This window comes from Streptomyces sp. NPDC030245, assembly GCF_055572995.1.
Map to the genome: position 1 here is coordinate 183,006 of NZ_JBVICF010000010.1, position 14,122 is coordinate 197,127.

The following is a 14,122-nucleotide window of genomic DNA, read 5'->3' on the forward strand; positions in this document are numbered from 1 at the left end:
GGCATGACCCACCCGATTTCCTGGCTGCGCAAGCAGGCGCCCGGAGTCGTCGCACTCATTCTCATGGTCGGCACCTTTTACGCGGTGAAGCCGGATGAGTCGAGTGCGGCCGATAAAGCGGAGCTTGCGGAGAAGTTCTCCTTCAAGCCGATGGCGATATCCATGCCGGGCGGATATACGAAACAGAGTGTCCGCAAGGTCAACAAGGCGTACAAGCACATCGAGGCGTGGATCTCCTCGGTCGGCTCGGGTGTCGCGATGAACGATCTCGACGGCGACGGCCTGCCCAACGACCTGTGCATCACCGACCCGCAGATCGACCAGGCCGTGGTCACCCCCGCGCCGGTGCCCGGCCGCAAGAGCGCGTCGTACGCGCCGTTCACGCTCGACCTGGCGCCGCTGCCCACGAGCGGCACCATGGCCCCGATGGGCTGCGTCCCCGGTGACTTCAACGAGGACGGCGCGATGGACCTGCTCGTCTACTACTGGGGCCGCACCCCGGTGATCTTCCAGGCGAAGAAGGAGCCGGGCAAGGACACCACGGCCATGGCGCCCAAGAGCTTCGAGCCCGTCGAGCTCGTCCCCGGCGACGCCGGCAGGGACTACACCGGTCCGCTGTGGAACTCCAACGCCGCGACCGTCGCCGACTTCGACGGTGACGGGCACAACGACATCTACATCGGGAACTACTTCCCCGACAGCCCCGTCCTGGACGACACCGTGGACGGCGGGGTGACGATGAACGACTCGCTGTCCCACGCCCAGAACGGCGGCGGCGGCCACTTCTTCCGCTGGACCGCTTCCGGCTACGAGCAGGTCGAGGACGTCCTGCCCGAGGGCATCGACCAGGGCTGGACGCTGGCGGTCTCGGCCACCGACCTGGACGGGGACCAGCGCCCCGAGATGTATCTCGGGCACGACTTCGGGACCTCGGCTCTGCTGTACAACGAGTCGACTCCCGGCACGTTCAAGTTCAGCGAGGTCAAGGCCGAGCACACCGCGACCGTCCCGAAGTCCAAAGAAATCGGCCGCAGTTCCTTCAAGGGCATGGGCATCGACTTCGGTGACCTGGACAACGACGGCCTGTACGACGCCTTCGTCTCCAACATCACCACGTCCTTCGGCATCCAGGAGTCGAACTTCGCCTTCATCGCGACCGCCGGTGACAAGTCGGACCTGCGTGCCCGCTTCCGCGACGGCGTCGCCCCCTACAAGGACAAGAGCGCGCCGCTGCGCCTGGCCTGGTCCGGGTGGGGCTGGGACGTGAAGACGGGCGACTTCGACAACGACGGCGTCCAGGAGATCACCCAGGCCGTCGGCTTCGTCAAGGGCAAGCGCAACCGCTGGGCCCAGCTCCAGGAGCTCGCCACCGCCAACGACGCGCTGGTCAAGCACCCCCGCTTCTGGCCGCGTGTGGAGGAGGGCGACGACCTCGCCGGCGACCAGCACATGCGTTTCTTCGTCCGGAACAAGGACGGCGAGGCCTACAGCGACCTGTCCGAGCAGCTCGGCCTGGCCGTACCGGTGCCCAGCCGGGGTATCGCCACCGGCGACGCCGACGGCGACGGGCGCCTCGACATGGTCGTGGCACGCCAGTGGGAGGACCCCGTCTTCCACCGCAACACCAGCCGGGCCACCGGCGATTACCTGAACCTCGCTCTGACCGACAAGACCGGTTCGCCCGTGGTCGGCGCGCAGGTCACCGTGACCCTCCCCGACGGCAGCACCCGCCTGGGCCGCGTCGACGGTGGCAGCGGCCACTCCGGCAAGCGCAGCCAGGACGTGCACATCGGCCTCGGCCAACAGGGTCAGGGCCCGCTGCGGACCCATCTGACCTGGCGCGACCGCACCGGAAAGGTGCACACCAAGGATCTGAAGCTGGCGCCCGGTCGGCACTCGCTGGAACTCGGCGCCGACGTGAAGGAGAAGTGACCGTGCCCGAAACCAAGGCGAGCACGGCTGCCGCCCCCCGGCACGACGTGAAGGTCGTCACCGCACTGCGCCGGTTCGCGATCTCGATCTCGGTCCTCAACATCGCCGGGTACACCTTCCTCGGCTTCGAACAGCCCTGGCTGTGGCCGTTCATCGCGCTGGCCACCGCCTACACGGTGGAGATCGGCCTGGAGGCGGTCGGCGCCAGGACCGAGAAGCGCGCACCGCGCTTCGCGGGCGGAGGAGTGAAGGGGATGGTGGAGTTCCTCTTCCCGGCGCACATCACCGCTCTCGCGGTGAACATGCTCACGTACGTCAACGACCGCGTCTGGGTCCTGGTGTTCGGCGTCATCGTGGCCGTCGGCACCAAGTGGGTGCTGCGGGCCCCGCTCAAGGGGCGGATGCGGCACTACATGAACCCGTCGAACTTCGGCATCGTGGTGATCCTGCTGCTCTTCCCGTGGGCCAGCATCGCCCCGCCCTACCACTTCACCGAGTACCTGTACGGCCCCGCCGACTGGGTCCTCCCGGCGATCATCCTGGTCCTGGGCACCATGCTGAACGCGAAGCTGACGGGCCGGATGTGGCTGATCGGCGCCTGGCTGGTCGGGTTCGTCCTCCAGGCGGTCATCCGCGGCTGGGTGATGGGAACCTCCATCCCCGCGGCGCTGGGCATGATGACCGGGGTGGCCTTCGTCCTGTTCACGAACTACATGGTCACCGACCCCGGCACCTCCCCCTCCAAGCGTTCCTCCCAGATCGCCTTCGGCGCCGGCGTCGCCGCGATGTACGGGGTGCTGACCGGGCTCGGCATCGCCTACGGCATCTTCTTCGCCACCGCCCTGGTCTGCCTGATCCGCGGCGGCTACCTGTGGGGCCTGCACTTCATGGCGCGGCAGCGTGCGGCGGCGGACGAGCAGGCACAGCAGGCCCTGGCACGCCGGGGCACGACAGAACCCGCAGAGCAGGCCGCCGTACCGGCCGCCGGGGCCCTTCCCGCCCCGGACGGCGCTGCCGCAGGCGCGGTCACGGCGGTCCGTGCCGGTGACCCGTGCCGCAACGGCACCTGCTTCCACGGCAAGTGCGCGGCCCTCCGGGCGGCGACGCAGGAGAAGAAGGTGGCGGTGCCAGGATGAGCCGAATCGCGATCGTCGGCGTGTCGTGCAGTTATCCCGACGCCACCACCCCGCGCGAGCTGTGGGAGAACGCGGTCGCCGGGCGGCGTGCCTTCCGCCGCCTGCCCGACGTGCGGATGCGCCTGGACGACTACTACGACCCCGACCCCACGGCCCCCGACAAGTTCTACACCCGTAACGCCGCCGTCCTGGAGGGGTGGGAGTTCGACCGCATCGCCCACCGCATCGCGGGCAGCACCTACCGTTCCACCGACCTCACGCACTGGCTCGCGCTCGACACCGCCACCCGGGCGCTGGCCGACGCGGGCTTCCCGGCCGGCGAAGGGCTGCCCAAGGAGCGCACCGGCGTCGTCGTCGGCAACACCCTCACCGGCGAGTTCGCCCGCGCCAACATGATGCGGCTGCGCTGGCCCTACGTACGCCGGGTGCTCGCCGACGCCCTCAAGGGGCAGGAGTGGGACGAGGAGCGCCTCGGCGCGTTCCTCGAAGGAGTGGAGGACGCCTACAAGAAGCCGTTCCCCGCCGTCGACGAGGACACCCTCGCGGGCGGCCTGTCCAACACCATCGCCGGCCGGATCTGCAACCACTTCGACCTCAACGGCGGCGGCTACACCGTCGACGGCGCGTGCTCGTCCTCGCTCCTCTCGGTCACCACCGCCGCCACCTCGCTGCTGCACGGGGACCTCGACATCGCTGTCGCCGGGGGCGTCGACCTGTCCATCGACCCCTTCGAGATCATCGGCTTCGCCAAGACCGGAGCGCTCGCCAGGGACGAGATGCGGCTCTATGACCGCGCTTCCAACGGCTTCTGGCCCGGCGAGGGCTGCGGCATGGTCGTCCTGATGCGCGAAGAGGACGCCCTCGCCGCCGGACACCGCATCTACGCCTCGATCGCCGGCTGGGGTATTTCCTCCGACGGACAGGGCGGCATCACCCGCCCCGAGGTCAGCGGCTACCGGCTCGCTCTGGCCCGCGCCTATGAACGGGCCGGCTTCGGCATCGACACCGTGCCGCTCTTCGAGGGCCACGGCACCGGTACCGCCGTCGGCGACGCGACCGAACTCAGGGCGATCATGGGGGCCCGTGCCCAGGCCGATCCCGCCGCCCCCAGCGCCGTCATCAGCTCCATCAAGGGCATGATCGGTCACACCAAGGCCGCCGCCGGGATCGCCGGGCTGATCAAGGCCACGATGGCCCTGGACGCCGCGATGCTGCCACCGGCCATCGGCTGCGTCGACCCGCACGAGCTGCTCACCGCGGAGTCGGCCAACCTGCGGGTGCTGCGCAAGGCGGAGGCCTGGCCCAAGGACTCGCCGCTGCGCGCCGGGATCACCGCCATGGGATTCGGCGGGATCAACACCCATGTCGTACTCGACAAGGCCGCCCCCGCCGGGCGGCAGGCCACCAGCCGCCGCGCCACCACCTTGGCCAACTCGCTCCAGGACGCCGAACTGCTGCTCCTGGACGCCGCGTCGCCGCAGGCGCTCAAGGAACGCCTCCTCCAGGTCGCCGACTTCGCCGGCACGCTCTCCTACGCCCAGCTCGCCGACCTGGCCGCCACCCTCCAGCGCGAACTGCGCGAACTGCCCCACCGGGCGGCCGCCGTCGTCACCTCACCGCGGGACGCCGAACTGCGGCTGCGCCGGCTGGCCGACGACGCGTCGGACGGCGGCGAGGGCCTCACGCTGTCCTCCGACGGCCGTGCCGTCCTGGGCCGGGCGAGCGACGGCGCCCGCATCGGCTTCCTCTTCCCCGGCCAGGGCTCGGGCACCTCGACCGGCGGCGGCGCACTCGCCCGCCGCTTCACCGAGGCCGCCGACGTCTACCGGCGGGCCGCGCTGCCCGCCACCGGCGACATGGTCGCCACCGACGTGGCGCAGCCCCGTATCGTCACCGGCTCCACCGCCGGCCTGCGCGTCCTGGAGGCGCTCGGCATCGAGGCCGACATCGCCGTCGGCCACAGCCTGGGCGAACTCTCCGCCCTGCACTGGGCGGGCGCCCTGGATGCCACCACGGTGCTGGAGGCGGCGCGGGCCCGCGGAGCGGCCATGGCCGAGCACAGCGCCTCGGGCACCATGGTCTCGCTGGCCGCCACCCCCGAGCAGGCCGGGGAACTCATCGAGGAGCTGTCCGTCGTCATCGCCGGTTACAACGGCCCCCAGCAGACCGTCGTCGCCGGCAGTGTCGACGCCATCGCCACGGTCACCGCACGGGCCGGACAAGCCGGTGTCGCCTGCACCGATCTGGCGGTCTCGCACGCCTTCCACTCGCCGCTGGTCGCTCCGGCCGCCGACGCCTTCGGCGACTGGCTCGCCACAGCGCACGTGGCCGAGGTGCACCGCCGGGTCGTTTCCACCGTCACCGGCGGCGAACTGGACAGCGACACCGACCTGGCCAAGCTGCTGCGGCGGCAGATCACCGACCCGGTGCTGTTCACCCAGGCGGTACGGGCCGCCGCCCCCCATGCCGACCTGTTCGTCGAGGTCGGCCCCGGGCGGGTGCTCACCGGCATGGCGGCTGCCACCGCCGACGTACCGGCCATCGCCCTCAACACCGACGACGAGTCCCTGCGCGGACTGCTCCAGGTCGTCGGCACCGCCTATGTGCTGGGCGTCCCGCTCATCCACGAGCGGCTCTTCAACGACCGGCTGACCCGGCCGCTGGAGGTCGGCGCCCGGTTCAGCTTCCTGGCCAACCCCTGCGAGCAGGCGCCCGATGTCGCCCTGCCCGCCCCGCGCGGCCCCCGCACCGAGGAGGCGGGCGACGGCGTCACCGCCCAGGCCGACGGCCCGGCGGGACAGTCGGCGCTCGACGTGCTGCGTGCCCTGGTCGCCGAGCGGGCGGAGCTGCCGCCCGAGCTGGTCGACGGGAACAGCAGTCTCCTGGACGACCTGCACATGAGCTCGATCACGGTCGGTCAGATCGTCAATCAGGCCGCCGCCCGGCTCGGTCTCGCCGCCACCCACGTACCGACCAACTTCGCCACCGCGACGATGACCGAACTGGCCGAGGCGCTCACCGCCCTGGCCGAGACCGGGGACGGCGGCGCGGGCGCCGCACCCGTCGTGGCCGGCGCCGCCGCCTGGGCCCGCCCCTTCGCCGTCGACCTCGACGAGGTGCCGCTGCCCGCCCCGCTGCCGGGCGGGGGCGACGGCTCCTGGGAAGTGTTCACCACCCAGGGCCATTCCTTCGCGCAGGACGTGCAAAACGCCCTTCAGAACGCCGCGGTGGGCTCCGGGGTCCTGGTCTGCCTGCCGCCCACCTGCACCCGGGAGGAGATCGAACACGCGCTGAACGGTGCCAAGGCCGCCCTCGCGGGCGACCGCGAGCGCCGCTTCGTCCTGGTGCAGCACGGCCGGGGCGCGGCCGGACTGGCCAAGACCCTGCACCTGGAGGCACCCCACCTGCGGACCACCGTCGTCCACACCCCGGTGGCCGACGGCGCCGCGGAGCGGGTGGCCGCCGAGGTCGCGGCGACCACCCGCTTCAGCGAGGTCCATCTCACCGCGGACGGCACCCGCCGCGTCCCGGTGCTCCGCGCCCTGCCGGTCCGCGCCGGGCGCACCGACCAGGTCCTCAAGGGCTCCGACGTCCTGCTCGTCACCGGCGGGGGCAAGGGCATCACCGCCGAGTGTGCCCTGGCCGTGGCCCGGCGGACCGGTGTCAAGCTGGCTGTCATCGGCCGCTCGGACCCGGCCCAGGACCAGGACCTGGCCACGAACCTGCGGCGGATGGAGGACAGCGGGGTGACGGTGCGTTACGCCGCTGCCGACGTCACCGACCCGGTGCGCGTCGCCGCGGCCGTCGCCGAACTCACCGCCGCGCTCGGCCCCGTCACCGCCGTGCTCCACGGGGCGGGCCGCAACGAGCCCGCCTCCCTCAACGGCCTGGGCATGGACGCCTTCCACGCCACGTTCGCCCCCAAGGTCGACGGGCTGCGCACCGTCCTGGACGCCGTCGGCGAGGAGAACCTGAAACTCCTGGTCACCTTCGGCAGCATCATCGGCCGGTCCGGGCTGCGCGGCGAGGCGCACTACGCCACCGCCAACGAATGGCTGGCCGACCTCACCGAGGAGGTCGCCCGCACCCACCCGAACTGCCGTGCCCTGTGCATGGAATGGTCCGTGTGGTCGGGTGTCGGCATGGGCGAGACGCTCTCCGTCGTGGAGTCCCTCTCCCGCGAGGGCATCGTCCCGATCTCGCCCGACCAGGGCGTGGAGATCCTGCTGCGGCTGATCTCGGACCCGGACGCCCCCGTGGTGACGGTGATCAGCGGACGCACCGAAGGGATCGCGACGGTACGCCGCGACCTCCCGCCGATGCCGTTGCTGCGGTTCACCGGGACCCCGCTGGTGCGTTACCACGGCGTCGAGCTCGTCACCGAGGCCGAACTGAACGGCGGTACCGATCCCTACCTCGCCGACCACCTCCTGGACGGCAACATGCTGCTGCCCGCGGTGATCGGGATGGAGGCCATGGTCCAGGTGGCGTCCGCGGTCACCGGACGCGGCGACGTACCGGTCATCGAGGGGGCGCGGTTCCTGCGGCCCATCGTGGTGCCGCCCGCGGGGGCCACCCGTATCCGGATCGCGGCCACCGTCACCGATACCGACACCGTGGAGGTGGCCATCCACGCGGAGGACACCGGCTTCGCCGCCGAACACTTCCGGGCCCGGCTGGTCTACTCCGGCGCCGACATCCCGCAGGGGCCCCCGGCCCAGGCCGGCCCGGACGTCCCGGCCGCCCCGCTGGAGCCGGCGGCCGACCTGTACGGCGGGGTCCTCTTCCAGGGCGAGCGCTTCCAGCGGCTGCGCCGCTTCCACCGGGCGGCCGCCCGGCACGTCGACGCCGATGTGGCCCTCGCCGCGCCGTCCGGCTGGTTCGCCGGCTTCCTGCCGGACACCCTGCTGCTGGCCGATCCGGGGATGCGGGACGCGCTGATGCACGGCAACCAGGTGTGCGTCCCCGACGCGACCCTGCTGCCGTCCGGCATCGAGCGGCTGTACCCGATGGCCGCCGGCGACGGCCTGCCGCGGGAGGTGCGCTACTGCGCCACCGAGCGCCACCGGGACGGCGACACCTATGTGTACGACATCGCGGTACGCACGGCCGACGGCACCGTCGTCGAACGGTGGGAGGGGCTCACCCTGCAAGCCGTCCGCAAGACGGACGGCTCGGGGCCGTGGGTCGCCCCGCTGCTCGGCTCCTACCTGGAGCGGACTCTGGAGGAGGTGCTGGGCACCCATCTCGACGTCGCCGTCGAACCGGACCTGCCCGGCGCCGGACAGTCCAGGGACGAGCGGCGTGCGGCCACCGCTCGGGCCGTTCAGCGCGCGCTGGGCGAGAGCGCCGCGGTGCGCTACCGGCCCGACGGGCGCCCCGAACTGGCCGACGGCCGCCGGGTCTCGGCCGCCCACGGCCTGGGCGTGACCCTCGGGGTCGCCGCCGCGCGGACCGTGGCCTGCGACATCGAGGCGGTCTGCGTACGCGGCACCGCCGAATGGGCGGGTCTGCTCGGGGACCACGCCGAGCTGGCCGCTCTGGTGGCCAAGGAGACGGGCGAGGCCCCCGACACCGCGGCGACGCGTGTGTGGGGCGCCGTCGAGTGTCTCAGGAAGGCCGGGCTGATGGCCGGGGCGCCCCTCACCCTGGCTCCGCCGCACCGGGACAACTGGGTGGTCCTCACCGCGGGCGGACTGCGGATAGCCACCTTCGTCACGGCGCTGCGCGACGCCCTGGAACCCGCGGTGTTCGCCTTCCTCGCCGAAGGACCGGACGGCGCCATGGCCGGGGGGACGGCACGGGCCGGCTCCCGGCCGCTGACAGGGAGGCAGACATGATCCCGACAACTGTTGCGTCGATGGAACGCGTCGACCTGGAGGACCGAAAACAACTGCGGGGCGCGTTCGGCACCTTTCCCACCGGGGTCACCGTGGTGAGCGTCGGCGGGGACTCCCCGCGGGGCATGACGGCCAACTCGTTCACCTCCGTCTCCCTGTCTCCGCCCCTGGTGCTCGTCTGCGTCGGCAAGGACGCGCTGATGCACGGCAGCCTGGACGGTTCGCGGACGTTCTCGGTGTCGGTGCTCGACGTCGGCCAGGAGGCCGTGGCACGCCACTTCGCCGACCATTCGCGTCCCGTGGGGGCCGGCCAGTTCGACGCCGTCGGCTGGCGGCCCGGACCGAGGTCCGGCGCCCCGCTGATCGCCGGTGCCGTGGCGCACTTGGAGTGTGAGAAGAAGACGCTGTACGAGGGCGGTGACCACACGATCTTTCTGGGCGAGGTGCTCTCCGCCGTGCGCTGGCCGCTCCGTGAGGCCCTGCTGTTCGCCGGCGGCCGCTTCCGGCGGTTCGCCCCGGAACCCGGTGGAGGCGAGGTGGCATGAGGATCGACCCGCCGGGCCCGCCGGTCACCGCGCTGCCGGGGCTGCTGAGGAAGCTCGTGGTGAACCGCCTGGGGATGATGCAGGACGCGGCCGCCCTGGGCGACGCCGTGCGGGTCTCCATGGGACCCAAGAAGCTCTACGTCTTCAACCGGCCCGACTACGCCAAACACGTCCTCGCCGACAACAGCGCCAACTACCACAAGGGCATCGGCCTCGTGCAGTCCCGCCGGGTCCTGGGTGACGGCCTGCTGACCAGTGAGGGCGAGGTGTGGCGGGCCCAGCGTCAGACGGTGCAGCCCGCGTTCAAGCCGGGGCGCATCAACCGGCAGGCGCATGCCGTCGCGCAGGAGGGCGCCAAACTGGTCGCCCTGCTGCGCGCCCACGAGGGGCGTGGTCCGGTCGACGTCCTTCAGGAGGTCACCTCGCTCACCCTCGGTGTGCTGGGCCGCACGCTGCTCGACTCCGACCTCACCTCCCAGGACACCCTGGCGCCCGCCTTCGAGGAGGTGCAGGACCAGGCGATGCGGGAGATGGTCTCCCAGGGCGTGGTCTCCCCCTGGCTGCCGCTGCCCGCGCAGGCCCGCTTCCGCCGGGCCCGCCGGGAGCTGTACCGGGTGGCGGATCTGCTGGTGGCCGACCGCAGCGCGCGGATGGCCGACGGTGAGCCCGGCGACGACGCGCTGTCCCGGATCATCGGGGCCGCCCGGCGGCGGGACAGGCGGCCCCGGCAGGTCCGCGGGCGGCTCCGGGAGGAGTTGGTCACCTTGCTGCTCGCGGGGCACGAGACGACGGCCAGCACCCTGGGCTGGACGCTGCACCTGCTGGAGCGTCATCCCGATATCCGCGCCGCTGTCCGCGAGGAGGCCAGGAGCGTCCTGGGCGAACGCCTCCCGGACGTCGCCGACCTGCACCGGCTGACCCGCACGACCAAGGTCGTCCAGGAGGCCATGCGGCTCTACCCGCCGGTGTGGATCCTGCCCCGGACAGCCCGGCAGCGGGACGAGGTCGGCGGATACACGGTGTCGGCCAAGGCCGACGTGCTGATCTGCCCGTACATCCTGCACCGCAATCCGCGTCTGTGGGAGGACCCCGAGCGCTTCGATCCCGAGCGCTTCGATCCGCAGGCGGTGGCCAGCCGCCCCCGGTACGCCTACCTCCCCTTCGGCGCGGGACCGCGCTTCTGCGTGGGCAGCAGCCTCGGCATGATGGAAGCGGTGTTCGTGACCGCGCTGGTCACCCGGGACCTCGACCTGCGGACCGTCCCCGGGCACCGGGCGGTCGCCGAGCCCATGCTGTCGCTGCGGATGCGCGGCGGACTGCCGATGACGGTGAGCGCGGCGGCCTGATGGACGAGCGGGAGCACCCGAGGGGCCGCAGGAGAAGGCCCCTTCGCGTCCGGCACCGTCCGCCGCGGGTCCGCACAAACCGGGGGCCCGCCCCGGTGAGGAGGCGGACGGCACCCGCCGTACAGCCGCCGGCCGGCACCGTCCCCGGCGCGGCGGCGGCTTCGCCCGCCGCGTACACGTCCACCGCTCAGGAGACGGCCACCGCGCTGGTCCGTCTGCTGGTGGAGCGGCTGGGGCTGGCTTCCGGCGGCATCGCGCCGAGGCAGGGGGCGGAACACACCGGGGGCACGTGGTCCCCGGGGAAGGGAATCCGTGTGGGACAGCAGAGGGAGGGGTGGCGATGAGGCCGCTCGTGCGGGCCGTGCTGCGGGGCTCCCTGCGGCAGGTGCGGTACGTGGAGGTGGTCGCCCCGCGCCGTGCCCGGGGTCTGGTGGCGCAGGTGTACCACCGCACGGAACGGGAGTTCGGGGTGCTCGCACCACCCGTGGCCCTCCACTCGCCAGCGGCCGCGTCGCTGGCGGCGACCTGGCTGATGCTGCGGGAGACCCTGCTCGCCGACGGTGTGGTGAGCCGCGCGGTGAAGGAGACGGTCGCCACCGAGGTCTCCCGCGCCAACGACTGCCCGTACTGCGTCGGTGTGCACCAGGCGGTCCTGGGGACGCTGCCGCCGGACAGGACGGTCTCGCGGATCGTCGAGTGGGCCAGGGCGGCCGGGCGGCACGACCGGGAAGGCCCGGCGGTGAGCGCCGCCCCGCTCCCGTTCACAAACGCGCAGGCGCCGGAACTCTGCGGTGTCGTGGTGACGTTCCACTACATCAACCGCATGGTGAGCCTCTTCCTGGCCGACTCCCCCATGCCCGCCCGGACGCCGGTGCCGCTGCGGGGGCCCATCATGCGCACCACCGCCCTGGCCATGCGTCCCGTCGCGCCGGGCCCGCTGGCGCCGGGCGACTCGCTCGGCCTGCTGCCCCCGGCGCCCCTGCCCCCCGGACTGGAGTGGGCCCTGGGCAGTCCTTCTGTGGCCGACGCCTTCGGGCGGGCCTTCGCCGCCGTGGACCAGGGGGCGCGCTGGGTGCCGGAAGCGGTACGGGAGCGGTTGCGCTCGCGCCTCGACCGGTGGGACGGATCGGTCCCGGGGCCGGGCCGGGGGTGGCTCGAGGAGGCCGTGTCGGCGCTGCCGGCCAAGGACGTGCCGGCCGCCCGGCTCGCACTGCTGACCGCCTTCGCGCCGTACCAGCTCCTCCCGCAGGACGTCGCGGCCTTCCGGGCCCGGTTCCCCACCGACGGTAAACTCATCGAGCTCACGTCCTACGCCGCCCTGACCACCGCGGTGCACATCGGCGGCCGGATCCGCCTGCCCCGCCGGGCCGGTCCGGCGTGAAACCGGCCCCGGCACGGGCGGGGCCGCCCGGTCGCGGCGTCCCCCGGGCGCGGCGTCAGAAGGGGTAGCGGACGCCGGTGAGGCGTTCGGACTCCTCCCACAGGCGACGCCGGGCCTCCGGGTCGCGGGCGGCCCTGCCGGGGCGGACGAGTCCGGGCGCGCCCCGTGTCTCGGTCACGCCGAGCGGCCCGTAGTACTCACCGCCCCGCGCCCCGGGGTCGGTGGCGGCACGCAGACCGGGCAGCATCCCCAGGTGAGCGGGCCGGAGGACCAGCGGCCCGAGCACGGAGCCGACCCTGCGCACGGGGGCCGGAAAGTTCCGGCCCAGGCCGGTCGCGGCCAGCCCTGGATGGGCGGCGAGCGAGGCGAGGCCCGCCCCCGACTCCGCCAGCCTGCGGTGGAGTTCGAGGGCGAACATGAGGTTGGCCAGCTTGGACTGGTTGTAGGCCCGGTACCGGCTGTAGCCGCGTTCGGCGTGCAGGTCGCGGAAGTCGATGCGCCCCAGCCTGTGGAGGTAGCTGCTGATCGTCACCACGCGTGCGCCGGGTGCGGCCCGCAGGGCGTCCAGGAGCAGGCCGGTGAGGGCGAAGTGACCGAGGTGGTTCGTGGCGAACTGTAGTTCGTGTCCGTCCGGGGTGTGGGCGCGGTCGTTCCACATCACGCCCGCGTTGTTGATCAGCAGGTCGATGCGGGCGAACTGCGCGCGGAGTTCCTTCGCCGCGTCCCGCACGGAGGCGAGGTCGGCGAGGTCCAGCTGCCGGACCGTCACGGTGGCCGCGGGGACCCGGGCCCGGATGCGGTCCGCCGCGGCGGCCCCGCGGCCCGGGTCGCGTACGGCCAGCACCACGTGGGCGCCTCGCCGGGCGAGTTCCTCCGCCGTGCACAGCCCGAGGCCGGAGCTCGCGCCGGTGACCACCGCGGTGGTGCCGGCCCGGTCCGGGATGTCGGCCGTGCTCCACGTGCGCCGGGTGCTCATCCGCCGCCCCTTCCTGGGTGGGTCGCCTCAGCCACCCGCGCGCGATGCGTTTCGCGAGTTCGCAAGTTCGCGAGAAACTAGTGACCCGGGCCGTCGGTGGCCACTGCGCGCCGGGCCTCAAGAACGCCCCCCTGCCGTGGGCGGAGCGCCGGCCCCCGTGCGGGAACGTGCGGGGACGGGGCCGTCGGCTTCTTCCGCGATCAAGCCGTTGAGCAGGGACGTCTGCCCGGCCGGGGCCCGCACGGCCGGCGTATCGCACACCGGGGGCGCGACCCCGAGCCGCTCGGACGGGTACGCGGACGCCCGCGTACCGGTCCTCGTAAAGAGCACGGAGGAAGAAGCTCCCGCGCACGCGAGCCTGGTGTGATGAGCCACGGTTCCCCGACCGTGGAGGTTCAAGCATGGCCATCAGCACGGGAGCACCACCGCGTACGTTGCGGGGCGGGATCGACTCCCTCAACGGCCACCACCATCAACTCGGCCTGCGCGTATTCCTGTTCATCGTCGTCGCGCACTGGGCGGAGCACCTGGTCCAGGCGTACCAGATCTACGTCATGGGCTGGCCGATCCCCGAAGCGCGCGGTGTGCTCGGGATCCCGTTCCCGTGGCTCATCACCTCGGAATGGATGCACTACGGCTACGCCCTGGTGATGATGGTCGGCCTGTTCCTCCTGCGTCCGGGCTTCACCGGCCGCTCGGGCACCTGGTGGAAGGTGTCGCTCGGCATCCAGGTGTGGCACCACATGGAGCACCTGCTGCTCCTGTGCCAGGTCCTGGCCGGCGCACACCTGCTGGGCAGGGCCCAGCCGACGAGTCTGATCCAGCTGATCGCGCCCCGGGTGGAACTGCACCTCTTCTACAACACCCTGGTGACGGTCCCCATGGTGGTGGCGATGTACTTCCACACCCGCGCGAACCGGCCGGACAACGCCGCCGCGCGGTGCGCCTGCGCACCGAGGGACTGAC

At 72.6% G+C, this 14,122-nt stretch carries 8 protein-coding genes; 7 read left to right on the plus strand and 1 reads right to left on the minus strand.

Annotated elements, in window-relative coordinates:
- Positions 1–3 precede the first annotated feature (3 nt).
- The 6 genes from ACZ4Z4_RS26175 to ACZ4Z4_RS26200 all read left to right on the plus strand — a co-directional run bounded on the left by ACZ4Z4_RS26175 (position 4) and on the right by ACZ4Z4_RS26200 (position 12,180).
- Positions 4–1,932 (plus strand): CRTAC1 family protein, encoded by a 1,929-nt coding sequence (locus ACZ4Z4_RS26175; RefSeq protein ID WP_468332009.1) that lies wholly within the window; start codon positions 4–6, stop codon positions 1,930–1,932.
- Positions 1,929–3,068 (plus strand): enediyne biosynthesis protein, encoded by a 1,140-nt coding sequence (locus tag ACZ4Z4_RS26180; protein ID WP_468332012.1) that lies wholly within the window; start codon positions 1,929–1,931, stop codon positions 3,066–3,068. The genes ACZ4Z4_RS26175 and ACZ4Z4_RS26180 overlap by 4 nt, the downstream gene beginning before the upstream one ends.
- Positions 3,065–8,908: a type I polyketide synthase gene (locus tag ACZ4Z4_RS26185; protein ID WP_468332014.1), complete on the plus strand. Its 5,844-nt coding sequence runs from the start codon at positions 3,065–3,067 to the stop codon at positions 8,906–8,908. Before ACZ4Z4_RS26180 ends, ACZ4Z4_RS26185 begins: the two co-directional genes overlap by 4 nt.
- Positions 8,905–9,453, plus strand: coding sequence for a flavin reductase family protein (locus ACZ4Z4_RS26190; RefSeq protein WP_468332017.1), 549 nt, complete (start codon positions 8,905–8,907; stop codon positions 9,451–9,453). Before ACZ4Z4_RS26185 ends, ACZ4Z4_RS26190 begins: the two co-directional genes overlap by 4 nt.
- Positions 9,450–10,799 carry a cytochrome P450 gene (locus ACZ4Z4_RS26195; RefSeq protein WP_468332020.1) on the plus strand — a complete coding sequence of 450 codons (1,350 nt, stop codon included), beginning with the start codon at positions 9,450–9,452 and terminating at the stop codon, positions 10,797–10,799. Before ACZ4Z4_RS26190 ends, ACZ4Z4_RS26195 begins: the two co-directional genes overlap by 4 nt.
- 340 nt (positions 10,800–11,139) lie before the next feature.
- Positions 11,140–12,180 carry a carboxymuconolactone decarboxylase family protein gene (locus tag ACZ4Z4_RS26200; protein ID WP_468332024.1) on the plus strand — a complete coding sequence of 347 codons (1,041 nt, stop codon included), beginning with the start codon at positions 11,140–11,142 and terminating at the stop codon, positions 12,178–12,180.
- A 55-nt stretch (positions 12,181–12,235) separates the two neighbouring features.
- On the opposite strand, the gene ACZ4Z4_RS26205 is transcribed toward ACZ4Z4_RS26200, so the two are convergent.
- Positions 12,236–13,156 carry an oxidoreductase gene (locus ACZ4Z4_RS26205; RefSeq protein ID WP_468332027.1) on the minus strand — a complete coding sequence of 307 codons (921 nt, stop codon included), beginning with the start codon at positions 13,154–13,156 and terminating at the stop codon, positions 12,236–12,238.
- A gap of 401 nt (positions 13,157–13,557) precedes the next feature.
- On the opposite strand from ACZ4Z4_RS26205, the gene ACZ4Z4_RS26210 reads away from it, so the two are divergent.
- Positions 13,558–14,121 (plus strand): hypothetical protein, encoded by a 564-nt coding sequence (locus ACZ4Z4_RS26210; protein WP_468332029.1) that lies wholly within the window; start codon positions 13,558–13,560, stop codon positions 14,119–14,121.
- Position 14,122 lies beyond the last annotated feature (1 nt).

Bases quoted from the DNA above. Each gene is read 5' to 3' on its own strand.
- ACZ4Z4_RS26175 (WP_468332009.1), top strand. From the start codon at position 4: ATGACCCACCCGATTTCCTGGCTGCGCAAGCAGGCGCCCGGAGTCGTC.
- ACZ4Z4_RS26185 (WP_468332014.1), top strand. From the start codon at position 3,065: ATGAGCCGAATCGCGATCGTCGGCGTGTCGTGCAGTTATCCCGACGCC.
- ACZ4Z4_RS26190 (WP_468332017.1), top strand. From the start codon at position 8,905: ATGATCCCGACAACTGTTGCGTCGATGGAACGCGTCGACCTGGAGGAC.
- ACZ4Z4_RS26195 (WP_468332020.1), top strand. From the start codon at position 9,450: ATGAGGATCGACCCGCCGGGCCCGCCGGTCACCGCGCTGCCGGGGCTG.
- ACZ4Z4_RS26200 (WP_468332024.1), top strand. From the start codon at position 11,140: ATGAGGCCGCTCGTGCGGGCCGTGCTGCGGGGCTCCCTGCGGCAGGTG.
- ACZ4Z4_RS26205 (WP_468332027.1), bottom strand. From the start codon at position 13,156: ATGAGCACCCGGCGCACGTGGAGCACGGCCGACATCCCGGACCGGGCC.
- ACZ4Z4_RS26210 (WP_468332029.1), top strand. From the start codon at position 13,558: ATGGCCATCAGCACGGGAGCACCACCGCGTACGTTGCGGGGCGGGATC.